We start from the raw sequence: 23,821 nt of genomic DNA on the forward strand, positions 1-23,821 counted from the left end.
ATAAATCGAACAAGTCCTTCATAGACATGTACTAATTCATTTAAAACATGTGCTGAAGGGGTTGATGACATGCGCCGGATTTCATGGATGCTTGCCATGGTCATGTGTGTAACGCTGCTGCTGGCCGGGTGCGGCAAGAAGAGCGCGGACGATGTGGTTAAAGATTTGAGTGACGTGGTGAGCGACCTGAACAGCTACCACGGTACAGCTTTGATGACGCTGCATACCGGCGACACGCCGCAGGAATACAAGGTGGATATTTCCTACCGCAAGCCGTCCTATTACCGAATTGCCATGACGAACGAGAAAAAGGATGTTACGCAAATTGTGCTTCGTAATGATGAGGGTGTATTTGTACTGACACCCAGCTTGAACAAAAGCTTCCGTTTCAAAAGCGACTGGCCAAACAATCAGGGTCAAGTATATTTATATGAAACGTTAGTTCGCAGTATTATCGGCGATGCCTCCCGTCAGTTGGCTATCGACGATAAATCCTATGTGTTTGATGTAGCAGCAAATTACAACAGCCATGCGCTGGTGAGACAAAAGATATGGCTGTCCAAAAATGACTACGCACCTACTCAGGTACAGGTGTCTGATGCGAATGCCAAGGTAGTTGTTGATCTGAAATTCGATCAATTTGCTTTTGATACGAAGTTTGACAAGGACTCCTTTGATATGGAGCGGAACATGGCTTCAGGTAAGACGAGTACGGGTAGCGGAGGGGCGCCATCTTCTGGAGCAGTAGATTCCAGCGGTCAGCTTGATCCTTCCGGTGCGATGGATGGGACGACTGGCGTGACGTCTGGTGAACCCGGACAAGAGCAGGGAACAGCAGGGGATGCAGTCCCGCAGCCGTCAGGGGAAGCGAAGGTGGACGGTACTGCCACAAACGATACATCCAAACCGGACGCAGCAGCCAACGCAGAGGCGCAGCAACAAACCCCGGGCACATCGGATGCCGCAAACGGAACGTCAGCGGGAACAAATGCGGCAGAAGCTGTGATGGGTGAGTTCGGCTTGATCGAACCGTCCTACACGCCAGCCGGAGTACAGATCAAGGATACGCCGGAGCTGGAGGATAATGGTACACATGCGGTGATGCTGCGGTATAGTGGAACGTATAACTATACCATTGTAGAGGCGCGTCCAAAAGATCGGGCGGTCGCACTGGCCGCAGGCGAACTGGTTGATATTGGAGGAAGCTTTGCCGTTCTGACCGGAAGCGAACAGCAGACGATGACCTGGATGAATGATGGAATCGAGTTCAGAATCACCAGTGCTGACCTGCCTGTGAGCGAAATGATACAAATTGCCGCTTCTATACAGGACCAATCGGGTAAGTAAAACTTTATAGACGGATGCAGACGGTCTAGAGTGTAAAAATGCTCTGCTGCCGCCCGTATCCGTCTTTTGTTCATTCGCGGTCTATTATGTGCACTGCTTGTATGTCGTGTTCATTGTAGAGGATGCTGGCAAACGTCTCCTGCCATTGACAGCCACGTTTTTGAACATTACCATTAACCTTTGGAAGCAAGAACTTTGCCACACTCCGAATGGTAAAAGGTTATGTTACAGGCTAACAATTGAAGAAGGTGACTGGATTTGCAAGCACAATACAGATCGACCCGGGCCGAAATCAACCTGGATCACCTTGGCGCCAACTATGAAGCTTTTCGCAAGGCATTGCCAGCGGATAAGCTGATACTGGTCTGTGTCAAGGCTAATGCCTACGGACACGGTGCCGTGGAAATTTCAAAGGAATTGGAACGCCTTGGTGCGGATTATTTGAGCGTCGCTTTTCTGGATGAAGCGTTGGAGCTTCGTCATGCGGGTGTTCAACTACCGATTCTTGTACTCGGCTATACCTCACCGGAAGCTGTACAAACGGCTTGGGAGCATGATATCTCATTGACTGTGTTCAGTGAAGAAGTACTGGAGGGTATCCGAAGACTGGACCGCCAAGGAAACGAACGCAAGCTGAAGGTGCACATCAAAATAGACAGCGGCATGGGAAGACTGGGTTTGCTGCCTGGAGAAGAGGCTATGGCTTTTGTCCGGCAGGCTCACGAATTAGAGCAGGTGCTGCTGGAAGGCATGTACACCCATTTTGCCCGCGCGGATGAAGAAGACAAAAGCTATACACTGCTACAATATGATCGGTTTCGGGGCGTGGCGGAAGCGCTAAGGGAACAAGGTATCACCATTCCCATTATACATACGGGCAATAGCGCCGCCACCATTGATACCCCTTCTCTTTCCCCCAATATGGTGCGGATTGGTATCAGTATATACGGTCTGTATCCGTCTGATGAGGTTAATCGGCAAGCCATTGAGCTGCTGCCTGTATTGTCATTGAAGACGGCGGTGGTTTACACCAAAACGCTTCCTCCCGGCTGGGGAGTTAGTTATGGCACCCGGTATGTAACCTCCAGTGAAGAACGGATCGGTACACTGCCAATCGGCTATGCGGATGGATACTCCCGCATGCTGAGTGGGAAGATCGAAGTGTTGATACGCGGTCGCCGCGTCCCGGTACTCGGTACGATTTGCATGGACCAGTGTATGGTATCCTTACAATCTTTCGCAGAAGATGCGGAAGAAATCCAAACCGGCGAAGAGGTTGTTCTCATCGGCCAGCAGTCCGGCGAAACTATCGCGGCGGATGAGCTGGCATCCAAGCTTGGTACGATCCACTATGAGGTGATCTGCATGATCGCAGACAGGGTACCGCGTGTATACACACGAGGTCATGTTCCTGTTGTTCGAGTGAACTCGCTTCTTCCAACCCGCTGGAATTAATTTCATAACGCAAATTACCGAATAAAAGCAGGAGTTTTCGCAGAACGTCCCGAAATATGTACAAAGGAAAGAAAAGAGCGCTATAACTGTCAAAAGACGCATTAGGCTCCGCTGACACTTGTATTTCGGGGATCAAACGCCTGTACGAAAACGAACTGCGTAGTTTATAATGGAATGCAGCATAGATGATATACGAATATCATATACATTCTCTTGTATTCCGTTTGAATAAATTACCGGGAATAACGTTATAATGGTACAATGGCGACAAGGTTTTGGGGGTGGAAGAGAAGTTGGCCAATTTGCAGAACACCAAAAGAATAATGATCAGTTTGCCAGATCATCTCTTGCAGGAAGTGGACGGGATCGTAGCTATGGAAAATTCCAACCGCAGTGAATTTATCAGGCAGGCCATGAAGCTGTATGTAGGCGAACGTAAAAAACGTTACATTCGTGAAGCTATGCAGCGTGGATACATGGAAATGGCTAAAATTAACTTAACCATGGCATCCGAAGCCTTTCACGCGGAGGAAGATGCAAACAGCACCTTGGGCCGTACAGTTAGCGGGGTGTAATCCATATTGATCGTAAAGCGCGGCGACGTTTTTTTTGCAGACCTTTCACCCGTAGTCGGTTCCGAGCAAGGTGGCGTCAGACCTGTGCTGATCATTCAAAATGATATCGGCAACCGGTTTAGTCCTACTGTGATCGTAGCAGCCATCACCGCCCAGATTCAGAAGGCAAAGCTGCCTACACACGTGGAAATCGACGCGGCGACGCATGGCTTTGATCGTGATTCTGTTGTTCTTCTGGAGCAAATTCGGACGATCGACAAGCAAAGGCTTACCGACAAAATCACCCATTTAGATGAAGAAACCATGCGCAAAGTGAGCGATTCGCTACAAATCAGTCTCGGTTTGATTGATTTTTAGCGTGATGGAACGACGAGTGAAACGGGAAAAGGGCAGCGCTTGGGCGCTGTCCTTTTGCGTGTCCAATGAAAAATGCAGGTAGGGCTTGCTTTAACGTCACCTGCTGGCGCTTTGAATCATTTTTTGTGATAATGAAAGACATGGTGTATGACAAGAGCTGTGAGGAAGAAGGGATAGGTTTGTCTAACGAGGAAACGAAGACGGAAATCCGGCAGGAGCCGAACGAAGCAGAACGCCAAGAGCGGATTGTCAAACAAGTGGCGAGAGAGCTGTCGCTGGCACTCAAGCAAATCCGGACAACGATCAGTTTGTTGGATGAAGGGAATACAATTCCTTTTATCGCGCGTTATCGTAAGGAAATGACAGGAGAGCTGGATGAAAATCAGCTGCGTGAAATTGAAGATCGTGTGGTGTATTTGCGTAATCTGGAGGATCGTAAGGTAGAGGTCATCCGCATTATTGATGAGCAGGGTAAGCTGACGGAAGACCTGCAGGCTGCTATCACCTCTGCGGTTAAACTTCAGGAAGTGGAGGATCTGTATCGTCCGTATAGGCAAAAACGCAAAACCCGCGCCAGTGTAGCGAAGGAACGGGGACTGGAGCCGCTGTCCATCTGGATCTGGAGCCAGCCGAAGCAGGGAGATGCTCTGAAAGAAGCCGAGTCTTATGTTAATGCGGAACTGGGAGTGGACAGCGCCGAGGCGGCCATTCAAGGAGCCTTGGACATTTTAGCTGAAAATATAGCGGATGATGCGGCTATTCGCCAATGGGTACGCCGATACACGCTGGACCATGGTATGTTGACCTCCGAAGCGAAAGACGCGGAGCAAGAATCCGTGTATGAAAACTACTACAGCTATCGTGAGCTCGCTAAGAAAATGCCACCTCACCGTATTCTGGCGATTAATCGCGGGGAGCGGGAAGGCATTCTTAAGGTTGGTCTGGAGGTAGCGCCAGATTCCATTTACAATTACGTGGCCGGCCAAGTGATTAAAGGATCGTCTGTCGTGCAAGATCTGCTGCGCAGTGTCATTGAGGATGCGTATAAAAGACTTATCGCGCCATCTATCGAGCGTGAAGTACGCGCTGAAATGACGGAGAAGGGCGAGCAGCAGGCCATCTCCATCTTTGCAGGCAACTTGCGCAGCCTGTTGCTACAGGCTCCGATCAAGGGCCGACGTGTGCTCGGTGTCGATCCCGCCTATCGGACAGGCTGTAAGCTGGCGGTTGTCGATGACACCGGCAAGCTGCTGGAAGTGGCTGTGACGTATCCGACACCGCCGAACAACAAGAAGCGCGAGGCTGCTGAAAAGTTCAAGCAGCTAATTGCCCAATACGGTATCGAATTGATTGTCATTGGTAACGGAACCGCTTCGCGCGAGACAGAGCAATTCGTAGCGGAAGTCATCGCGGACATTGGTGACAGCAGTCTAGCGTATCTGATCGTCAATGAGGCGGGCGCGAGCGTATATTCTGCCTCCAAGCTGGCACAGGAGGAATTTCCTGATTTGGACGTGGCCGAGCGCAGTGCGGCTTCCATCGCACGTCGTGTGCAGGACCCGCTGGCTGAGTTGGTCAAAATTGAGCCGAAGGCTATTGGTGTAGGCCAATACCAGCATGATGTGTCGCAGAAACATCTGGATGAAAGCTTAAAGGACGTTGTCGAATCAGCCGTTAACCATGTCGGTGTGGATGTGAACACGGCTTCCTCTGCGCTGTTATCCTATGTAGCGGGGATCAATGCGACGATTGCCAAAAACATCGTTAAGTACCGTGAGGAAAACGGTAAATTCAGCAACCGTCGTCAGTTGCAGAAAGTGCCGCGCCTTGGTGCAAAAACCTATGAGCAATCTGTAGGCTTTATCCGTATACCGGGTGGAGAAAATCCGCTGGACCGTACACCGATTCATCCTGAATCGTATGCTGTCGTAGACCGCCTGTTGGCGGTACTGAACATCAGCGCCCACGATCTGGGTACTAAGACTGCAATGGAAGCACTGAGCGTGTCCAACATTGACGAATTGGCCGCGAAGCTGGAAGTCGGCGTGCCGACACTGAAGGATATTCTGGACAGTCTCCAGCGTCCGGGCCGTGACCCGCGTGACGAGCTGCCGTTGCCCGTATTCCGCAAGGATGTGCTGAAGATCGAGGATCTCTCACCGGGTATGGAGCTTCAGGGAACCGTCCGCAATGTCATTGATTTCGGCGCGTTTGTCGATATCGGTATTAAAAGTGACGGGTTGGTTCATATTTCACAACTGCGCAGTGGCTTCGTAAAGCATCCGATGGATGTCGTATCTGTCGGTGATAACGTGACGGTGTGGGTGCTAAATGTTGATTTGAAAAAAGGCAGGGTTGGTCTGACGATGAAACCTCCTGCAGAGGCGCAATCGCAGGCATAATACTTTAAATAAAGCTGTACAACCTTCTTGTGAAGGTATAACAAAAGCCGGAATCTCCGAACTGCATCGGAGATTCCGGCTTTCATTTTTGATTGCCTTAGCTTCTACCCGTTGTTGGCATCGAACTCCACGCCAGGTGCTTTATGATAAAAAAACCAACAATCGTTCAACAGTTTAATTTGGCGCCGGTCCTTTTTGTAAAAGGCCCGCATGAGCTGGTTGCTGAGCCATTGAGGCAAGCCGATCTCCTCCTCTGCGTTACTTCTGTATGTTTAGCATATGGGGTGGGTACCTAAAGTGTGCTTATGAATTAGGGGTTAGACTTCGGCCGTTATTTTATAATATGCTTGTCAGTAAGGAGCAAAGGAGGAGAGACCGGAAGGATGGAGTCTAAGTCCCTGAGCAATTCAATGAACCATTCTATGAGTAATGAAGAGCTTCAAGAATGGGTAGAGCGCATTTCGCTGGAGAGCTTCGGCGTGCCGTTTCGACATCAAGCCACCTTTAATGCGCGCCTGTCTTCCACAGGCGGTAGGTATTTTATGAAAAGTCATCATATTGAAATTAATCCACATCAACTCGCAGCTTACGGACGTTCTGAGGTGGAGAAAATTATTAAGCATGAGCTGTGCCATTATCATTTACATTTACGCGGGATGGGCTATCAACATCGAGATGCTGACTTCAAAGCATGGCTGGCCCGTGTAGGAGGAAGCAGGCATTGTCAGACTCTGCCGGGAAGAACGGAACGCAAGCCTCAGCCTTATCGTTACAAGCTAGTATGCGTTTCCTGTAAACAGGAGTATATGCGCAAGCGTAAGATGAATCCTCAGCGGTATCGCTGTGGGAAATGTGGAGGTAAGCTTCGCCTGTTGGCACTTGACGGCACCCCCTGAATCATGGTAAATTAACCATACTGTATGATAATTTACAGTAATGTTCCCTGATAGCTCAGTTGGTAGAGCACTCGACTGTTAATCGAGTTGTCACAGGTTCGAGTCCTGTTCGGGGAGCCATGGAGAGGTACCCAAGTGGCTATAAGGGGACCCTCTGCTAAGGGGTTAGGCTGCGAAAGCGGTGCGAGGGTTCGAATCCCTCTCTCTCCGTTGGTATTTTAAGCAGAAAAAGGACGCTCGTGTGCATTGTAATGATGCTTGCGAGCGTCCTTTTCGTCTATATCTGCTTTGAGAATAACGGTGGGCTGAAATCGTTTAAATGGAGAGGCGGACGTGCTGCGTACAGCATGAAGAGACGTTAGCCTGTCTTGTACGCAGCCAATGACTTCTTATTTCACGGTGTCAGCCTCGGCTGTCTTGAGTATGTTCAACAGAGCATGAGCGACGCCATCTTCCGCATTAGTCAGAGTCACTTCGGAGCAGACGGCCTTGATGTCGTCTTTTGCATTGCCCATGGCAATGCCTGTTCCTGCCATCGTCAGCATGGAGATATCGTTGTAGCTGTCCCCAATCGCTACAGCTTCTTGCATGGGAATGCTCAGATGATTCGCCAGATAACGCAATGCATTACCTTTAGACGCATCCCTATGCTCGACTTCAAAGTTACGGTCTGAAGAGATGACCATGTTCAGCCCCTGAAAACTTCGGTAACGTTCCCGGCCCCAATCCAATTTGGCTTGATCAAAGGAGAAACAGAGCGCGTTATAAATCTCTACATCCAGTGGAATGTCCTCATATGAGGCGATGCGGGTATGTCCGGTCTGTTCATATTGTTTTTCAGCTGCATGTAATAAAGTATCCAGCGAAATATCCGGGTTGGAGCTCAGCAAGCGGTCCATTTCAACAGCAAGCAGCTGGTGTCCGTTTTGTGGAGAATAAATAGCGCGGTCTGTCATGACCTCATAGTAAAAGTCGTTGTCATGCAGCCAGCTCAGCACTTCAAACGTTTCACTGCGGCCCATAGGAGTAGAGGTTAACTGACGACGATGCACATCGTGTACGGTTGCGCCGTTTGCTCCAATGACGGGAGTTACAAGCTCTGCTTCCTCTAGCTTTGTCCAGGCGTCATAAGCGGCTCTACCAGTGGCAATTGTCACCTGAACGCCTTGCTGCTGTGCTTGGCGTATAGCCTCCGCGTTCACTTTGCTTATTTTTCCTTCCTCGTTCAGCAGTGTTCCATCCATATCAATCGCAAACAGTTTCATTTCTCCCCAGCTCCTGTCTTTCGATATCTCTGTGATAAGTCTTGAGTTCTAGCTAATCGGTTTCGTATTTTATGAGGGTACAACAACTTCCACATCATAATGTTGCAAAATTTCCAGCATCGCTGGTTCTGGCAATCTGTCGGTGATCACGATATTAACTTCAGACAGATCGGCAAAACGATATGGAAAATTGATTCCGAATTTCGAATGGTCCGCAAGGACGATCACCTGATCTGCCTGTTTCATCATTTGATGCTTCAACATACCGTCTTCTTCATGAATCAGGCTTAGTCCGTGGACAGATATACCACCAATCCCGATAAAGGCTTTGTCTACAAAATAGTGAGACAAAGTTGCGATCACGGAGGAGCCATATACATATCGGTGTTCTTTTTGCAGGCGGCCTCCCAGCAGATGTATGGAGACACCGTCTTTTCCAGATAGCACGTCAGCCTGATTGATTGAATTGGTGATGACCGAACATTCCTGCACATTCAGTCTTTCTGCACACGCCTGTACGGTAGTAGAGGAATCCAATATAATACGATCCTTATCTCGTACCATGCTGGCAGCCAGTTGTCCGATCACTTGTTTCTCCTCGGATACAGTAAGTAGTCTTTCATTATAATTTCCAATTGGATCGTGATGAAGTGTAGGGAGAAGAGCGCCGCCGCGGGTGCGAATAATTTTTTGATGCTCTTCAAGTTTTACGAGGTCTCGACGGGCCGTATCTCGTGAAACATTGAAAAATTCACAAATATCATCCACCGAAATACGCTTATGAAGCTGTAAGTAATCAACGATTTTTAACATTCGTTCTTCCTGATACATAAAAAGCTCCTCTAATATATAATTATTTCGGTATCTCGTAAGTGATTATAAGTAAATTCAAGTGATATTGCAATCATTTATCGCTATTTTCAGGATTTTAGTGATTTTGGATAAGGCATTGTAAGTGAATGCGAATTTTGTACTTATAAAAACTGTTTTTTTTAAAATTTTAGAAATAAGTATTGCCATCCGTTATTCTATTTGGTATACTCTTTCTTGTCGCCAAGTTGGCGCATAATAATAAGGCCCGTTGGTCAAGGGGTTAAGACACCTCCCTTTCACGGAGGTAACAGGGGTTCGAATCCCCTACGGGTCATTGTTGTCTTTATAGACTACATGTTGCATGCTTAAGGGAAATTCCTGAGGTCTGGTCTAATGGCGGACAGCTTGGATGAACTGCATGAGCCATTAGCTCAGTTGGTAGAGCACCTGACTTTTAATCAGGGTGTCGAAGGTTCGAGTCCTTCATGGCTCACCATTTATATTTTGTTATGCGGTCGTGGTGGAATGGCAGACACGCTATCTTGAGGGGGTAGTGAGCGTACGCTCGTGGAGGTTCGAGTCCTCTCGACCGCATCAATGGAATAAACGGAAAAGTCTCTCGCGGTAGAGGCTTTTTTTATTTGTTTAGTGATGTAATAAAGTAATGATTATGATGAAATAATGATTCCATAGTATAATATAACGCCATAATGTTATAGAATGATAAGTATAAACTTATGAAGTGACGGTGAAAAATATGGACACTCAACTGTTAGGAAATATATCAGAAAATATTTTGGGCTTGTTTCCGATTGTGAAGAAGAAATTTTTCACCTACGGTCCGCTCGATTTCCCATTACACTTGTCACCTAATAACTTTCAGGTGCTAATGCTTCTGCGTGAAGTGCGTTCGTCTACGGTATCAGATTTGTCCAAACAGCTCAACGTCTCACGTCCGAACATGACTCCTCTTCTGGACAAACTGGTGGAGCATGGGTTGGCTGACCGCCAGTCGTGTGATTCGGATCGCAGAGTCGTGAATGTGGCGATTACACAGGAAGGCGATGCTTTTTGTGAACAGGTATTTCATACCTTCTCCAATAAAATTCAAGAAAGACTGGTGTATCTGCCGGAAGAAGATTTATTGCATCTGAGTGAAACTTTGAATGAATTGAAGCATATTTTACTTAAAATTGACAACATTGCTACGTGATTGGCGTAACTGGACTGGCTTAAAGACCGCCCTTTCTTCGGAAAACAGGCGGTTTTTGTTGTGTGTTGTGGTATAATGGAAACCAACATACATAATTCGGTAATTTTAGCATACGTGATCTTTGAAATGGGAACAGAGAACATGATATCGTTATTTGAGAGCCTGCTAGGGAGGAAGGAACTTCTATGCAATCTATTTACCATCGCATTGAGGAACTCATCAAGGAACGGGGAATGACGAAAAAGGCGTTCTGCCAGCAGTTAGGCATTAGTACAGGGAACTTCGGGGATTGGAAAAGAGGAAAAACGACGCCGGGGACGAATAAACTCATTGAAATTGCTTCATTTTTTGATGCCAGTCTGGATTGGATCATGCTGGGTCGAGATGTACAGGGTGAGGTGCTAAAGGAGTCGCAAGACCCTTATTTTTTTGGCGCTTCAGGGCAACTGAATTGCCAGGGGGAACCGCTTAGTGAGGCGGAAAGAAATTTTATACTTGAGTATATTGAATTTACCCGCTTTCGTAAAGAGAAAAACCAGCGCAATTCTACTATGGGGTAATGGTGCTTAGGATTTGATGAGGATTACTAATGAGTAAGGCTGAAAAATGAAAATTATTTCAGAAAAAGTTACTGTGTCGGAGGGGAAACATTTTGGGAGATCAAACTATTTATCAGCGGATTGAAGCTTTGATTAAGGATCGCGGAATGACCAAGAAGGCATTTTGTGAAAAACTTAAAATCAGTTCAGGGAATCTCGGTGATTGGAGAAGGGGTAAAACAACGCCGGGTACCACCCATTTGATTCAGATTTCGGACTTTTTTAATGTATCGCTCGATTGGTTAATGAAAGGGATTAAGCCAGGAGAAGGCGTACTTCAGGAGCAGAAGGCTGCTTATTTTTTTGGAGTGATGGGGCCACTGAATTGCCAGGCAGAAGATCTTGAGACGGAAGAACAGAATTTTATTTTAGAATATGTTGAATTTGCGAAATACCGTAAGCAAAAAAGTGAGAAGGATAAAACAAAGCCGGAATAATTTTTTGGCTAAAGATGTCTGGGTTGAAAACCCGTAAACGAACTGGAGGGGTTCGCTTTACGGGTTTATTTGGTTTCTTGGTGATATGGAATGACCTATATGTAACTGGAATGCTTGTTAGGTTTAGAGTGCGGTGCCTCCTTATAATCGTTATCGTCGATGTTCAGAATTGCAGCAACTTGTTTTCTGTACCTTTGTGCTTTGCGGGTGCCGTGAATCAGATTGGACAAGCGTGAAGGCGGAATATTGTGTGTCTCACAAAATGTTTTCTGATCCAGTCGAAGTTCGACAAGCCGTTGTTTGATGGCCCACCCGAAGGAGGTGACAGGCATTTTGTTGTTCAAGAGAAATCGCCCCTTACGGATTCTTGCGGAATAATTGGTGTGTTATAATAATCATCAGTAAACATGTTAGAATTAACCATCTAACACTATGATACACTTTTATACGTGTTTTTACAATCGTAAATGCGTCATTTTGTTGAATTAATTACTTAATTAAGTGCTAGGTGGTTCTGATAATCCGTCTAGAGTCTGCCAATGGTGTGAATTGCGATTATATGTGGACCAAAAACACTCTGCCACCTGAGGAAAGGGACAGAGTGTTTTTGGTGTTGTGACCACATTGGCGAAACGACGCATCAGGGGGATGCAGGAAGGCGTTTGAATAGACCTGAGGAGGAAAACAGTCTAGGTTCATCCGATTGGCTATTATGGCTCGTATAAAGAGGTAGAGTGATGTAGGAGCTGGACCAATGTCTGTGAAGAAGGCGACGCTGGAATGCAGTTGGCTCAGGCTCGTTAAGCTTCTTCCAGGCGGAGAGCAGCTCGCTTGTCATACGCTCCATAAGAGGGTTCTTTTCCTCATAAGGAGGATTGAGTAATTTGAAGGCATCTTCCACACAGGAGGACACCGCTGCGCTAAGATAGCCGTGAACGGTCTGTTCTACATCGTTTCCGAGGAGGAAGTTAATCCAGGTGTGAACGGTAGCGAGTGTGCCAATCGCATTGTATTGAATGAGTATGGATTCCAACTGGTCAAATTCAAGCCAAGGATAAAGAGCCTTAGCGAGCTTGAGCAGACGCTGGCCGGATAGACGAAACTCCTTCACATGCTGCCAGGAGGGACGTTGGGTATGCAGCATCTTATCAATGAGGGCGATCCGCCAACTGTCATTCTGCTGGATGGCGACATACAGACTTTTGATAGCCATGCCGTCAACGGTTGTAAATTGAGGATACAAATCATCCAGCATGTAATGTTCCAGGTCTTGTAGACTGTTCAAATGTCCGTTACGGAATAGTTTCTCCAGTCCGTTAAAACGGGTGAAGCCACCAACAGGTAGGGAAGGGTCCAACAATAATGCATAGTTCAGCAAACGGTTGCCTTTATGCAAGGTGGTTCGCCTCCTCGAAGTGAATCCTTATGTTATGTTATTTAACTCTTTACTTTGGGGAAACAAACTGTATTCGAAATATATGTAATATATATTTACATTTAAATAGCTTTTGTGTCAAATTAAATATTCTTATCGCTCATATATGTTAGTTAAAATAACATATAAAATAATTATTATGTTTTTGTTTACAAATAGTTGATGAGAGAGTATAATAAATCTGTTGCCTCATTACATTATGATTTGCGGTCGTGGTGGAATGGCAGACACGCTATCTTGAGGGGGTAGTGGGCGTACGCCCGTGGAGGTTCGAGTCCTCTCGACCGCATTATATGCAAGACTCAGTTAAAAAAGCATCCTGACACGGTTTACGTGAAGGGATGCTTTTTTTGTTAAGCATTTTTCGTTATATCCTTTAGCCACAGAAGCAACGGTAGACAATAGGTCATTTATTAACTGTGATAAAGAAGGATGTCAGTTTTGCTGCAAAAGCTGCTCTATATCTCCCGCCAGCTTATCTGGAGTGGTTTGCGGTGCATAGCGCTTAAATACGTTACCTTCTCGTGTAATTAAGAATTTAGTAAAATTCCATTTGATCGCTTTAGACCCTAATACCCCCGGAGCAGTTTGGGTCAAGTAGCGAAATAAGGGGTGCGCTTGATCGCCATTGACATCTGTCTTGGCGAACATCGGAAAGGTAACACCATAATTGATCTGGCAAAACTCGGAAATCTCCTCGCTGGAACCTGGCTCTTGTTTGGCAAATTGGTTGCTGGGGAATCCCAAAATTTCGAGCCCCTGTTCATGGTACTGGTCATATAGCTCTTGTAGCGCTTTGTATTGGGGGGTTAACCCACATTTGCTGGCAGTGTTCACGATAAGCAGAACGTTCCCTTCATATGTGGATAACGGAATTTGTTTCCCTTGCAGGGTTTGCGCATCATATTCATAAACGGTCATAGTATCTCTCCTTATTCAATATTCAGCAATTAAATTGTAAGCAATTAAAAGCGAGGTTGCAAGTTTTGAAAAGCTGTATCAAGCCTTTAGCCGCTGTAAAATCGTATTTTGTTCAAAACAGTAAATCGCACCGCAAATGGAGCGAATTAAGGTGTTTCTTCTTATAAAAGCGGGTTCAATCGGTGTTTAGCTGGTACATATAGCGTATTTTCTTCTCTTTTTACAAAAAAAGGCCAAAAACGCCCTACCCTACGCCAATATTGACATGCTTGTCATTTTTGAAAAGGGATGAAAAACAGAGATTGAAGGAGCTGTGATAAGCATAGTAGTATTGTAAGCGCTATTATTAATATCCTAGGCTCTAAAGGCCGATTTATAACCCCGCAGTTGAGCTTTACAGTCTTCCATGCGCGGGTGTATGATTCAAGACGTAATTTCAAATTAACTTGAATGAAGCAACAACGAAATGTCTATAGCGCTGAATTTTGCAGTTGCAAAAGCGGGGGAACCAATCGAGACTGTACGGCTTCGGAAGCCGTGTGTCTCATGGGGTGAATTTTCCGGTCAAGTGCCAGAAATAGGGCGACTCTCACGTCCGAATCCGACAGCTAACCTCGTAAGCGTACAGGGAGAGGCAACAAACCGCCGTGTGCAGCCATGGTTTATTTTATCATGGATATGTAAGAAGCCGGAGGAAAGCCTTTTTCCTTCGGCTTCTTTTTGTTGTCTTTTTATACCGGGAGAGGAGCTACTGATGGAAGGTCGGTTAATTATTGTCACTGCACCGAATGAAGCGGGCAGAAGTTTTGTGAAATTGCTTATTTTCAAAAAATTGGCGTTTGCAGTTCTGACGAATAGCGCCCAGGAGGAACGACAGCTCAAAAAAATGGGTGTGGAGCACATTGTCCGCATCAATACTATGCAAGCAGGAAAATGGAATTTTCCAAAAAAAGAAATTGGTAGTGTGTATTTGTTCGAGAACAGCTTGAATCTAACTTGCCGTTTCCTGCAAATATGTCGGCCGCTAACATCGGAATCGATCTATGTTATTACGCACGGCTGTAATCCACAAGGAATTTATCGGGGATTGGGAGCGGATCATGTGATCTACACATTGAACGGAGAGGTGGGTTTTCTGCTGAACGGATAAGCACTTATAACATAGTTGTTTTATGATTTTATGATCAAATAAGAATGGCGATCTGAGGACCGATACGGAGGGTATAATCATGATGGATATATACATGTTGCTCGTCATGGCTGTGAGTTATGGAGTGATACTGCTGTTTGTACGCTGGTGTGATGCGCAGACCTCTAAAGGAGGACGAAGAGGATGATCGTTATACTTGGGCTTACGGCTATTGTGTTTATGTATTTAATCTACGCACTCCTGAACCCTGAAAAGTTCTAGTCAGCTATAGGGGATAGAGCGGGCGGGAACAACAGATCTGAATATTAAGCATCATAGGTAGCAGGTTTTCGCAAACGTGTGCACACAATTGGTGCTCTGGAAGCAGGTCTGTTGTTCCAAACGCAGGAGCATTTTGAAGGAGGAATAAAGGATGGAGCTGCTTCAAATTGGAATTGTGATCGTCATATTGCTGCTCTTGGTAAAGCCAGTGGGCACTTATATGTATCATGTATTCTCGAATGAACCCAATCGGACGGATCGGATTTTTGGCGGAACAGAAAAGCTGATTTATAAGATAGTAGGATTGAAGAAGCTGGAGAGCATGCGTTGGACTACGTATGTTATGAGTTTCATTGCAACGAATGTCGTGCTTGTGGCGATCAGCTACTTGCTGTTGCGTATACAGGGAATGCTTCCCGGTAATCCTGCGGGAAACAGTAATATGGAAGCATCACTAGCTTTTAATACGGTAATCAGCTTTATGACGAATACGAATCTCCAACATTATAGCGGAGAAAGCGGGCTTACGTATCTGACACAGATGGCGTTCGTCACGATGATGATGTTCACTTCGGCTGCTTCCGGTTTTGCGGTTGCTGCGGCTTTTATGAGGGGATTGACGCGGCGCGGTGAAGGGATGGGCAATTTCTTTCAAGATTTTATTAAAGCCATTATAAGAATTTTCCTGCCGCTGGCCTTTGTGCTTACGCTGGTGCTGGTTGGATTGAAGGTACCACAGACGCTACAGCCTACGGCGGATCTTACGACACTGAGCGGAACACAGCAGCAGATTTCTATGGGACCCATTGCTTCTCTGGAGTCCATCAAGCATTTGGGGACAAACGGGGGCGGTTATGCGGGAGCTAACTCTGCGCATCCTTTTGAAAATCCAAGTCCTTGGACGAACGTGCTGGAAATTTTGGCAATGTGGGTAATGCCGGCTTCATTGCCGTATACCTTTGGATTGTTTGCCCGTAATCGTAAACAGGGCTGGATTATTTTTAGCTCCATGATGGTATTGTTTCTAATTTTTCTATCCATTACGTATGTGTCTGAAAAGACAGGTAATCCGTTAATCCAGACACTGGGTGTGGATGCTTCTCAAGGAAGCATGGAAGGGAAAGAGGTTCGTTTCGGCATTGGACAATCGGCTTTATTCACTGCGGTCACAACAGCGGCAACGACAGGTTCGGTCAATAATATGCATGATACACTAACCCCACTGGGTGGTATGGCTGCTTTGGGAGAAATGATGCTAAACGTCATTTTTGGCGGCAAGGGTGTCGGGCTGATGAATATGCTGATGTATGCGATTCTGGGTGTGTTTATATGCGGACTGATGGTCGGGAGAACTCCGGAATTTATGGGAAGGAAGATTGAAGGCAAGGAAATGAAGCTGATCGCGATTGCCATTTTGGTACATCCGTTTCTCATTCTCGCCCCAACTGCACTTGCATTTATGAGTCATTGGGGATACGATGCGGTCACTAACCCTGGCTATCACGGGTTAACTCAGGTGCTCTATGAATATGCGTCATCTGCCGCAAATAACGGTTCGGGATTTGAAGGTCTTTCGGATAACAACGTATTCTGGAATATGACAACGGGGATGGTTATGTTCTTCGGACGATATGTATCTATGATTGCATTGTTGGGTGTGGCGGCTTCGTTGAATGCCAAAGCACCGACTCCGGTGACGACGGGGACACTGCGCACGGACAACAAGTTATTTGGAGCTATTCTGATCGGGGTCGTGCTGCTGATTGGTGCGTTGACCTTTTTACCCGTCATCGTATTGGGACCTGTTGCTGAATTTTTGACCATGTGAAGAAGAAAATGAGAATGGATGAACGGGGTGTTTGATCATGAAGGAACAGCGCAAACACATGCTGGACAGAAGCATCTTGAAGCATGCGATCAAGGATAGCTTTATAAAATTAAATCCGATGATTATGATGAAAAATCCTGTCATGTTCGTCGTGGAGATCGGTACATTGGTCGTGCTGCTAATGTTACTGTTTCCCGGTTATTTTGGAACTGGCAAGGAATTGGGCTTTAACCTGGCCGTGTTTGTTATTCTGTTGTTTACGTTGCTTTTTGCTAATTTTGCCGAAGCGCTCGCGGAGGGGCGGGGTAAGGCACAAGCTGCCTCTTTAAAAAAATCCAAGCAGGATACGCAAGCTAACAAGCTCATCGGAAATGACATTCAGGTGGTTAGCTCAACCGAATTGCGTAAGGGGGACGTGGTTATTGTCTCCCAGGGCGAAATGATCCCAAGCGATGGTGAGGTCATTGAAGGCCTGGCTTCGGTGGATGAATCTGCAATTACGGGCGAATCGGCTCCGGTCATCAAGGAATCGGGTGGTGACTTTTGCTCGGTAACCGGCGGGACGCGAGTGGTCAGTGACCGGATTAAGGTGCGGATTACGACAGAGCCGGGCGAGACATTTATTGATAAAATGATTTCGCTCGTGGAAGGCGCACAGCGGCAAAAAACGCCGAATGAGATTGCACTGAACACTTTGCTGATTAGCTTAACGATTATTTTTCTAATTGTAGTGGTTACGCTAGCGCCGATTGCCCGTCATTTTAATATTGATTTGCCTGTTCCTGTGCTGATTTCGTTGCTAGTCTGTCTGATTCCAACCACGATTGGAGGACTGCTGTCAGCCATCGGGATTGCCGGTATGGACCGGGTCACCCAGTTTAACGTGTTGGCCATGTCAGGCAAGGCGGTAGAAGCTTCTGGGGATATCAACACGATGATTCTGGATAAAACAGGTACAATCACCTTCGGGAACCGAATGGCGAGTGAATTCGTGCCTGTAGAGGGCGTGGAGAAGGCAGAGTTAGTGAAGTGGGCAGCGATTAGCTCTATGAAGGATGAGACGCCAGAGGGGCGCTCAGTTCTCGAATTGATGCGCAAACAGGAGCATACGTTGGATGCATCCTTGGCAGCAGGTGGAACTTTTATCGAATTCAAGGCGGAGACCCGGATGAGTGGTCTGGATCTGGCCGATGGACGAAAGGTACGCAAGGGCGCGGTGGATTCTGTTCGGCAATGGATCGTATCGCAAAACGGCAGTGTTCCAGCCGATCTGGAGGAAAAAGCGAATCAGGTAGCCTCTGAAGGAGGTACACCGCTGGCAGTCGCGCTGGATGATCAGATATACGGCATTATTTATCTGAAGGATACAGTGAAGCCAGGCATGAAGGAACGGTTTGATCAGCTCCGGGAAATGGGTATCCGTACAATCATGTGCACCGGAGATAATCCACTGACAGCAGCTACAATTGCACGAGAAGCGGGTGTGGACGACTTTGTAGCTGAGAGCAAGCCGGAGGACAAAATCGCGGTTATCCGACGTGAGCAGGAACAGGGTAAGCTGGTTGCCATGACCGGAGACGGCACCAATGATGCACCTGCGCTGGCGCAAGCGGATGTCGGTCTTGCCATGAATAGCGGTACAGTCGCGGCCAAAGAAGCGGCTAATATGGTGGACTTGGATTCCGATCCGTCCAAAATTATTGAGGTGGTCGCGATCGGCAAGCAGCTGCTTATGACGCGCGGAGCATTGACAACGTTCAGCATTGCGAACGATGTTGCCAAATATTTTGCCATCATCCCGGCGATGTTCATGCTGGCCATTCCACAAATGGGCGCTTTGAACGTCATGGGGCTTGGCTCCCCGCTGTCCGCTATTTTGTCGGCGCTGATCTTTAACGCGGTTATTATTCCGCTTCTGATTCCGCTGGCCATGAAGGGTGTGAAGTATAAGCCGATGAGCTCGGATCGCCTGCTGGGACGGAATTTGCTGATTTACGGTCTGGGCGGTATGGTCGTACCGTTTGTTGGCATTAAGGCCATTGATTTGCTGGTGCATTTGTGGATTTAGCGCAGAAAGGGTGAACGACATGAGTGGTTTTTATCGGATGATGTCTGGACGCAGATTTGCTGCGCACGAAAAAGCCGAATTTGGCGGGCAAGGTCATAACAAACGTACAGGGACCGGGACAGTGTCGGGAGGACAACCGGAGAGACAAGAGATGCGAGGAAGTGCAGTTATTGGAGTGGCTTTGCGAACTTCAGTGCTGATGATTCTCTTGTGCGGTTTGGCATATCCGCTAGTCAGTACAGGAGTAGCGCAGGTTCTGTTTCCACAGCAAGCAAACGGCAGTATGCTTCGTGACGCGGAGGGGCGGGTGGTCGGCTCCGAACTGATTGGGCAGTCCTTTGCCGATTCGGCGTTTTTTCAAGGTCGGGTATCGAGCGTTAATTACAATGGGGCTGGTTCAGGCTCAAGCAACTACGCGCCGTCGAATCCAGCCTTGATACAGCGAGTCAAGGACTCTATTGCGGATTGGCAGAAGCATAACCCGGATGTACCCGTCAGTCAGGTTCCGGTGGACCTGATTACGAACTCCGGCTCCGGTCTGGACCCGCACATCTCGCCACAGGCGGCACGGGTGCAAATTCCGCGCATTAGTGGCTTGACGGGTATCTCGCAGGATCAACTGAGAGCACTGGTGCAGGAGCAGACAGAAGGCCGCAGCGCCGGGGTTTTCGGTGAGCCGCGTGTGAACGTGCTCAAGCTGAATCTCGCGCTTGAGGCGCAAATGAAGGTAGAGCAGCCTGCCAAGCCATAGATGGATCAAAAAAAAGGTATTCCTGAGCGATAAGCTTGAGGGATACCTTTTTTTCAGGAATTGGAATGCTCTAAAACAGAAAAATATACAAGAAAATGTTTTATTCCTTATGGGGATATGAATTCTTGTTCACTTATTTACTTAGCTTTACATTGCTTGATGAATTTTTGGCTTTCTTTAAGGCTGAAGCGAGTACGAACATGTATATAAATACAATAATGCCTATGATTAAATAAGAGAACTTAATATTCATTAGATCCGTGAGAGTACTGCTCAAAATAGGGCCGATCATTAGGCCAATTGAGTATGCCGTGTTATAGAGTGCAAAAGTAATTCCATAAGAATGAATTCCACTTCGTTGAGAGATATCAGCAAGTTGAGGTAAGCAGGGAGCAAGGACCATACCCATGCTAACTCCTAAAACAGCTAAAATAACAGCTTGAAGCGATAATATTGCTGGAAGTACAGTCAGAGGAAGTGCAATGGATACCATAAGTAGACCGAGGAGAATTCCATTTTTATAGCCGATTTTACTAGAAAACTGTCCTATAAAAGGTGTTGCCAGGCCATAAGCAAGCGTGGGAATAGCAAATAATAATCCAATAATTCCTGGGTTAGCGCTAAAATTGTGCTGTAGGTGTAACGGTAATGTTGGCTCAAGTACGCTTGGGATGGATGCGCCGATAATCACCACTCCAATAACCAAAAGCAAATCTTTATTTTTCATGAACGAGAAAGGGGAAATATACTTTTCATTTTTCGCTTCCGGAATATCATGCAGGAGGATTAGTCGAAGTACAGCATCGATGACGGCCAAGGAGATGGCAAAGTAAAAAGGAAGCTGGTAACTTCCCCATTGATACAACCAACCGCCAATTGTCGGTCCAAGAAGGGTTCCGGCGGCTTGACCGGATAATGCCAAGCCCATGGCTTTACCACGTTCTTCAGAAGGGTATAGATCAGCCAAGAGAGCGAGTCCTGCTGTCCAGGTCATTGCGGCTGCAATTCCCTGAAAAGCGCGTGCCACTACAAGCAGCCAGAACGTGTGGGCTATGGCAAACATTAAAGTGGAGGCTATGAGTCCAATTAACCCCCATAATAGAGGTGTCTTTCTCCCAATCCGATCTGTTAATAGGCCAAAAACAGGTGTAGCTATAAATAATGCGATTGCATAACTGCTGAATAAAAATCCGATTTCAGTTTGAGTTGCGCCCAGAGAATCTGCATATCTTGGCAAAATGGGAACGACTAATCCATAGATTAACATATCAATGAATACAGCTAATCCGACAACAATTAGTGCAGCTTTTTGCTTATTTTGTGCTCCTTTACTCAGTTTCATTATTACATCCTCCTCATAAATTTCTTCTGATTTCCTCTTTAATTTGTTTAACAAATTTTAATTGAAGCTCGCATTGATCATAAATATTTCTGAAAATTAACATGACGTTTACGGGGATATCCATAATTTCAGCTTTTTGTTCTTGCCCTAGTTTCATTTCCTTATAGATTTTTTCGATGGCTTGCTGCTGAAAACTTAAAGCTTCTTCAATTTCATGGAGCCCAGCCTCATCCATAAAAGTTAAAGCTGTGTACAGTGCTGTTGGAAACACAACAGAAGATTCTTTAAATGATTCGATTAAAAGCCGACTAAACTCATTTTTTCCTGCCTTCGTGATAGCATATATAGCTTTGGACCGGTTCCCTGTCTGTTCTAATGTTTCTAACTGTACAATTCCTTCTGAATCCATTTTTTTTAAGGCATGATATATGGAAGCTGGTTGCACATAAGCCCATTTATCCGTTTGTGCTGATTGCATTTTCTGCTGTATTTCATATCCTGACATTGCTCCATATTGTAACAAGAGCCCAAGAACCATTACACGTGTCGTACTCAAGATGACATCTCCTCCATAACTTTATTGCTAAATGTTTTATACTAAATATTTAGTAAAGGATTATAGTCGGATTATATCATTACAATCTAATGATGTAAAGGTTTATTCCCTACATACATTCCTCACTGTACCTCATCAAAAGGAGAGCCATACTAACGAAATTAATCGGCTTTGGCCTTGGAGACACTATGGTTGGCCTCAACATCGGAGTTAGATAAGCGGTCCCAATAATCCCTTTATTATAGGATAGTTTTTTACTGATAAAGTCTGATGAATTTATAATAGTTTGCGAATATAAATTTAACCTGGAAAACATTAAATTCATATTTACTTTACGAAAATATGGAGGTAGAATATTTCTTGTGAAACATACTAAATATTTAGTATTTTATGTTTTTTAAAAAATGTATAGTTATTAATGTTTTCTATTAGAAAGGAGGGAACATATGAGCAGTTTATAATGATGCTTACATTTACATCGGAAAGGTACTTTCTGCAAGGGGAGTGATCCGAAATGTTAAGCAAGGTGATCAAGGATATCCGCTTTATTAGAGAAATGGATCCAGCAGCACATAGTTGGATTGAAATAGTATTATGTTATCCAGGTTTTCATGCTTTGATAGTCTATCGTTTATCCCATTTACTTTTTGAGGTTCATTTGTATTTATTTGCACGAATATTATCTAATTGGGGCCGTTTTTTTACGGGAATCGATATACATCCAGGTGCGAACATGGGGGATGGGATTTTTATAGATCATGGTATTGGAGTTGTAATAGGTGAAACCGCTGTAATAGGGAACAATGTGACAATATACCAGAATGTTACTTTAGGAGGCACGGGGAAAGATGTGGGGAAAAGGCACCCTACTATTGGAAACTGGGTTGTCATAGGTGCTGGGGCCAAAGTGTTGGGCCCTATCAAAATTGGCGATTACTCAAAAATAGGAGCAGGTGCAGTAGTATTAAAAAATGTTCCCGCCAATTGTACCGTTGTTGGTGTTTCGGCAGGCATAGTGAAATGGAACGGATATTCAATCATAAAAAACAACCAGCATATTAAGTCAGTGGTCAGATATTTTAAATGATCATATTTAGAGGAGGAACTATGATGCATAAGCAAATCCCTGTTCAATTGTCTAAATTAATCCAGGATGAAGCTGATTATTTCTGGTCTCCATCCGTTCGTTGGTGTAAAACAGAGGACGCCGTTGAAATTGAGCATTCAGTATTCTCTGGTATAGCACTTGAACTATTTCCTGAATTGTACTACATAACGCAAAAAGGCATAAAGCTGGAATCTCTTATCGAGCATTATTCTCATTTAAATCAGGAATTTCTTGTTGATTTTATTAAACATCTAATTAATGAACGTATATTAGTAAGTTCTATATTATCCCCTCAAGAGCTTCTTTATCCACATAATTATCTCGTACACAACCCTCACCACGAAGACACTTTCATCGATCCGGAACGATACAATCGCTTCAAACAAAAAAAGCTTGAACGCACATTTTCGAATGTTATGGAGTACGATCTTCCCTTAGAGGATGTTTCTTTTCCGGAAGAAATTGTAAATCGTAGATCTTTTCGTAATTTTGATATAAACCGTAAACTTCCATTTAAAACATTTTCAAAGCTAATCTCTGTTTTTAAACAGACTATAACCGATCGGGAGATTCGCTATTTCTATGCAACCGATGGCGGCCTATATCCAATTGATATATTCATTTATGTAAAAGATGCCCGGATAGAAAAGGTAAAGGCTGGTTTATATTACTATAATCCTGTACGTAATATGCTTCAAATGGTAAGCAGCGCCTGTGTTATCACACAGGAAGCGCATTATGCCCAAAATCAAGAAATATTTAGCACATCGGCTTTTTCTGTATTTATGGTTTATAACAGCGAGGTTACAATGCCGAAATATGGTGGAATGGGCTATTTGTATGCCGCTATTGACTGTGGAATTATGGTGCAACTGTTGACCCAAGTAGCTGAGCTGGAGCAGGTGGGGTTGTGTTCTATTGGTGATATGAATTTCCGTAAAATTAAAAAATATTTCAAACTAAATTCCAGTCAGGTTATGCTGCATTCCATTGAAGTTGGGCTCAAGTAAATAGAACGATGGAATCTCGGCAGGGAGGAAAA

The 23,821-nt window shown here is 45.5% G+C and carries 24 protein-coding genes, 6 tRNA genes and 1 riboswitch; of the genes, 22 read left to right on the forward strand and 8 right to left on the reverse strand.

Features of this window, described 5'->3' with window-relative positions; translation table 11 throughout:
• Positions 1-69: 69 nt before the first annotated feature.
• From KAI37_RS06235 to KAI37_RS06255, 5 genes are all read left to right on the forward strand, one after another.
• Positions 70-1,347, forward strand: a complete 1,278-nt coding sequence (locus KAI37_RS06235; protein WP_076292444.1) for an outer membrane lipoprotein-sorting protein — start codon at positions 70-72, stop codon at positions 1,345-1,347.
• Positions 1,348-1,605: 258 nt separating this feature from the next.
• Entirely contained in the window at positions 1,606-2,802 is a 1,197-nt protein-coding gene (alr, locus tag KAI37_RS06240; RefSeq protein WP_028543050.1) for an alanine racemase, read from the forward strand.
• A 293-nt stretch (positions 2,803-3,095) separates the two neighbouring features.
• Entirely contained in the window at positions 3,096-3,377 is a 282-nt protein-coding gene (locus KAI37_RS06245) for a CopG family ribbon-helix-helix protein (protein WP_007429334.1), read from the forward strand.
• A gap of 6 nt (positions 3,378-3,383) precedes the next feature.
• Positions 3,384-3,734, forward strand: a complete 351-nt coding sequence (locus KAI37_RS06250; RefSeq protein WP_007429335.1) for a type II toxin-antitoxin system PemK/MazF family toxin — start codon at positions 3,384-3,386, stop codon at positions 3,732-3,734.
• A 179-nt stretch (positions 3,735-3,913) separates the two neighbouring features.
• Complete coding sequence (locus KAI37_RS06255) at positions 3,914-6,136, forward strand: Tex family protein (protein WP_179085886.1); 2,223 nt, start codon at positions 3,914-3,916, stop codon at positions 6,134-6,136.
• Between the two features lie 104 nt (positions 6,137-6,240).
• Here KAI37_RS06255 and cmpA read toward each other — a convergent pair whose 3' ends face one another.
• Complete coding sequence (gene cmpA, locus KAI37_RS06260; RefSeq protein ID WP_007429337.1) at positions 6,241-6,375, reverse strand: cortex morphogenetic protein CmpA; 135 nt, start codon at positions 6,373-6,375, stop codon at positions 6,241-6,243.
• Positions 6,376-6,519: 144 nt separating this feature from the next.
• Between cmpA and KAI37_RS06265 the strand changes: the two genes are divergently transcribed.
• From KAI37_RS06265 to KAI37_RS06275, 3 genes are all read left to right on the forward strand, one after another.
• On the forward strand, positions 6,520-7,032 hold the full coding sequence (locus KAI37_RS06265) for a SprT family protein (protein ID WP_071639939.1): 513 nt from the start codon (positions 6,520-6,522) through the stop codon (positions 7,030-7,032).
• Between the two features lie 44 nt (positions 7,033-7,076).
• A tRNA-Asn gene (locus KAI37_RS06270) sits at positions 7,077-7,152 on the forward strand.
• Position 7,153: 1 nt separating this feature from the next.
• Positions 7,154-7,242: transfer RNA gene (locus KAI37_RS06275), tRNA-Ser, on the forward strand.
• A gap of 179 nt (positions 7,243-7,421) precedes the next feature.
• Here KAI37_RS06275 and KAI37_RS06280 read toward each other — a convergent pair.
• Together KAI37_RS06280 and KAI37_RS06285 are read right to left on the reverse strand one after the other, a co-directional pair.
• Positions 7,422-8,297 (reverse strand): Cof-type HAD-IIB family hydrolase, encoded by an 876-nt coding sequence (locus KAI37_RS06280; protein ID WP_220030928.1) that lies wholly within the window; start codon positions 8,295-8,297, stop codon positions 7,422-7,424.
• 69 nt (positions 8,298-8,366) lie between these two features.
• Complete coding sequence (locus KAI37_RS06285) at positions 8,367-9,128, reverse strand: DeoR/GlpR family DNA-binding transcription regulator (RefSeq protein WP_071639941.1); 762 nt, start codon at positions 9,126-9,128, stop codon at positions 8,367-8,369.
• Between the two features lie 244 nt (positions 9,129-9,372).
• Between KAI37_RS06285 and KAI37_RS06290 the strand changes: the two genes are divergently transcribed.
• The 6 genes from KAI37_RS06290 (at position 9,373) to KAI37_RS06315 (ending at position 11,359) form a co-directional block, all read left to right on the forward strand.
• Positions 9,373-9,444, forward strand: a tRNA-Glu gene (locus KAI37_RS06290).
• 86 nt (positions 9,445-9,530) lie between these two features.
• Positions 9,531-9,606 (forward strand) — tRNA-Lys (locus KAI37_RS06295).
• Between the two features lie 15 nt (positions 9,607-9,621).
• Positions 9,622-9,704, forward strand: a tRNA-Leu gene (locus tag KAI37_RS06300).
• A 163-nt stretch (positions 9,705-9,867) separates the two neighbouring features.
• Positions 9,868-10,323, forward strand: coding sequence for a MarR family winged helix-turn-helix transcriptional regulator (locus KAI37_RS06305; protein WP_071639942.1), 456 nt, complete (start codon positions 9,868-9,870; stop codon positions 10,321-10,323).
• A 185-nt stretch (positions 10,324-10,508) separates the two neighbouring features.
• Positions 10,509-10,883 carry a helix-turn-helix domain-containing protein gene (locus tag KAI37_RS06310; RefSeq protein ID WP_028543045.1) on the forward strand — a complete coding sequence of 125 codons (375 nt, stop codon included), beginning with the start codon at positions 10,509-10,511 and terminating at the stop codon, positions 10,881-10,883.
• A 92-nt stretch (positions 10,884-10,975) separates the two neighbouring features.
• Positions 10,976-11,359 carry a helix-turn-helix domain-containing protein gene (locus KAI37_RS06315; RefSeq protein WP_013309253.1) on the forward strand — a complete coding sequence of 128 codons (384 nt, stop codon included), beginning with the start codon at positions 10,976-10,978 and terminating at the stop codon, positions 11,357-11,359.
• 95 nt (positions 11,360-11,454) lie between these two features.
• Here the strand turns inward: KAI37_RS06315 and KAI37_RS06320 are convergent, their stop codons facing one another.
• Positions 11,455-11,703 carry a hypothetical protein gene (locus KAI37_RS06320; protein ID WP_013309254.1) on the reverse strand — a complete coding sequence of 83 codons (249 nt, stop codon included), beginning with the start codon at positions 11,701-11,703 and terminating at the stop codon, positions 11,455-11,457.
• 296 nt (positions 11,704-11,999) lie between these two features.
• Positions 12,000-12,737, reverse strand: coding sequence for an urease accessory protein UreF (locus KAI37_RS06325; protein ID WP_104496718.1), 738 nt, complete (start codon positions 12,735-12,737; stop codon positions 12,000-12,002).
• Positions 12,738-13,000: 263 nt separating this feature from the next.
• On the opposite strand from KAI37_RS06325, the gene KAI37_RS06330 reads away from it, so the two are divergent.
• Positions 13,001-13,083: transfer RNA gene (locus tag KAI37_RS06330), tRNA-Leu, on the forward strand.
• A 146-nt stretch (positions 13,084-13,229) separates the two neighbouring features.
• Here KAI37_RS06330 and KAI37_RS06335 read toward each other — a convergent pair.
• Positions 13,230-13,715, reverse strand: a complete 486-nt coding sequence (locus KAI37_RS06335; RefSeq protein WP_071639943.1) for a glutathione peroxidase — start codon at positions 13,713-13,715, stop codon at positions 13,230-13,232.
• 466 nt (positions 13,716-14,181) lie between these two features.
• A riboswitch (cyclic di-AMP (ydaO/yuaA leader) is annotated at positions 14,182-14,354 on the forward strand.
• Between the two features lie 115 nt (positions 14,355-14,469).
• Here KAI37_RS06335 and KAI37_RS06340 point away from each other — a divergent pair.
• The 5 genes from KAI37_RS06340 to kdpC all read left to right on the forward strand — a co-directional run bounded on the left by KAI37_RS06340 (position 14,470) and on the right by kdpC (position 19,773).
• Positions 14,470-14,865, forward strand: a complete 396-nt coding sequence (locus tag KAI37_RS06340) for a hypothetical protein (RefSeq protein WP_023987603.1) — start codon at positions 14,470-14,472, stop codon at positions 14,863-14,865.
• A 183-nt stretch (positions 14,866-15,048) separates the two neighbouring features.
• Entirely contained in the window at positions 15,049-15,126 is a 78-nt protein-coding gene (locus tag KAI37_RS26730; RefSeq protein WP_071559652.1) for a potassium-transporting ATPase subunit F, read from the forward strand.
• A gap of 151 nt (positions 15,127-15,277) precedes the next feature.
• Positions 15,278-16,954, forward strand: coding sequence for a potassium-transporting ATPase subunit KdpA (gene kdpA / locus KAI37_RS06350; RefSeq protein WP_220030929.1), 1,677 nt, complete (start codon positions 15,278-15,280; stop codon positions 16,952-16,954).
• Between the two features lie 37 nt (positions 16,955-16,991).
• On the forward strand, positions 16,992-19,022 hold the full coding sequence (gene kdpB / locus KAI37_RS06355) for a potassium-transporting ATPase subunit KdpB (RefSeq protein WP_071639945.1): 2,031 nt from the start codon (positions 16,992-16,994) through the stop codon (positions 19,020-19,022).
• 19 nt (positions 19,023-19,041) lie between these two features.
• A complete protein-coding gene (gene kdpC, locus KAI37_RS06360; protein ID WP_071639946.1) occupies positions 19,042-19,773 on the forward strand; it encodes a potassium-transporting ATPase subunit KdpC in 732 nt (243 codons plus the stop codon).
• A 133-nt stretch (positions 19,774-19,906) separates the two neighbouring features.
• Here kdpC and KAI37_RS06365 read toward each other — a convergent pair whose 3' ends face one another.
• Together KAI37_RS06365 and KAI37_RS06370 are read right to left on the reverse strand one after the other, a co-directional pair.
• Positions 19,907-21,115, reverse strand: coding sequence for an MFS transporter (locus KAI37_RS06365; RefSeq protein ID WP_071639947.1), 1,209 nt, complete (start codon positions 21,113-21,115; stop codon positions 19,907-19,909).
• Positions 21,116-21,128: 13 nt separating this feature from the next.
• The gene (locus tag KAI37_RS06370; RefSeq protein WP_071639948.1) at positions 21,129-21,671 is read right to left on the reverse strand and encodes a PadR family transcriptional regulator; all 543 of its coding nucleotides are present in this window, start codon (positions 21,669-21,671) and stop codon (positions 21,129-21,131) included.
• A 514-nt stretch (positions 21,672-22,185) separates the two neighbouring features.
• On the opposite strand from KAI37_RS06370, the gene cysE reads away from it, so the two are divergent.
• On the forward strand, positions 22,186-22,758 hold the full coding sequence (gene cysE / locus KAI37_RS06375) for a serine O-acetyltransferase (RefSeq protein ID WP_071639949.1): 573 nt from the start codon (positions 22,186-22,188) through the stop codon (positions 22,756-22,758).
• Between the two features lie 20 nt (positions 22,759-22,778).
• Positions 22,779-23,789: a SagB/ThcOx family dehydrogenase gene (locus KAI37_RS06380; RefSeq protein WP_211201801.1), complete on the forward strand. Its 1,011-nt coding sequence runs from the start codon at positions 22,779-22,781 to the stop codon at positions 23,787-23,789.
• The last annotated feature ends 32 nt before the right edge of the window (positions 23,790-23,821 follow it).

Origin of the sequence: Paenibacillus sp. S25 (assembly GCF_019454085.1) — a bacterium.
In the GTDB taxonomy this organism is placed as follows: domain Bacteria; phylum Bacillota; class Bacilli; order Paenibacillales; family Paenibacillaceae; genus Paenibacillus; species Paenibacillus polymyxa_B.

Excerpts from the sequence above, each read along its gene's own strand:
- kdpB (WP_071639945.1), top strand. The coding sequence starts at position 16,992 with ATGAAGGAACAGCGCAAACACATGCTGGACAGAAGCATCTTGAAGCAT.
- KAI37_RS26730 (WP_071559652.1), top strand. The coding sequence starts at position 15,049 with ATGATCGTTATACTTGGGCTTACGGCTATTGTGTTTATGTATTTAATC.
- KAI37_RS06280 (WP_220030928.1), bottom strand. The coding sequence starts at position 8,297 with ATGAAACTGTTTGCGATTGATATGGATGGAACACTGCTGAACGAGGAA.
- KAI37_RS06310 (WP_028543045.1), top strand. The coding sequence starts at position 10,509 with ATGCAATCTATTTACCATCGCATTGAGGAACTCATCAAGGAACGGGGA.
- KAI37_RS06380 (WP_211201801.1), top strand. The coding sequence starts at position 22,779 with ATGATGCATAAGCAAATCCCTGTTCAATTGTCTAAATTAATCCAGGAT.
- KAI37_RS06305 (WP_071639942.1), top strand. The coding sequence starts at position 9,868 with ATGGACACTCAACTGTTAGGAAATATATCAGAAAATATTTTGGGCTTG.
- kdpA (WP_220030929.1), top strand. The coding sequence starts at position 15,278 with ATGGAGCTGCTTCAAATTGGAATTGTGATCGTCATATTGCTGCTCTTG.
- KAI37_RS06335 (WP_071639943.1), bottom strand. The coding sequence starts at position 13,715 with ATGACCGTTTATGAATATGATGCGCAAACCCTGCAAGGGAAACAAATT.
- KAI37_RS06235 (WP_076292444.1), top strand. The coding sequence starts at position 70 with ATGCGCCGGATTTCATGGATGCTTGCCATGGTCATGTGTGTAACGCTG.
- kdpC (WP_071639946.1), top strand. The coding sequence starts at position 19,042 with ATGAGTGGTTTTTATCGGATGATGTCTGGACGCAGATTTGCTGCGCAC.
- cysE (WP_071639949.1), top strand. The coding sequence starts at position 22,186 with ATGTTAAGCAAGGTGATCAAGGATATCCGCTTTATTAGAGAAATGGAT.
- KAI37_RS06365 (WP_071639947.1), bottom strand. The coding sequence starts at position 21,115 with ATGAAACTGAGTAAAGGAGCACAAAATAAGCAAAAAGCTGCACTAATT.
- KAI37_RS06265 (WP_071639939.1), top strand. The coding sequence starts at position 6,520 with ATGGAGTCTAAGTCCCTGAGCAATTCAATGAACCATTCTATGAGTAAT.
- KAI37_RS06285 (WP_071639941.1), bottom strand. The coding sequence starts at position 9,128 with ATGTATCAGGAAGAACGAATGTTAAAAATCGTTGATTACTTACAGCTT.
- KAI37_RS06340 (WP_023987603.1), top strand. The coding sequence starts at position 14,470 with ATGGAAGGTCGGTTAATTATTGTCACTGCACCGAATGAAGCGGGCAGA.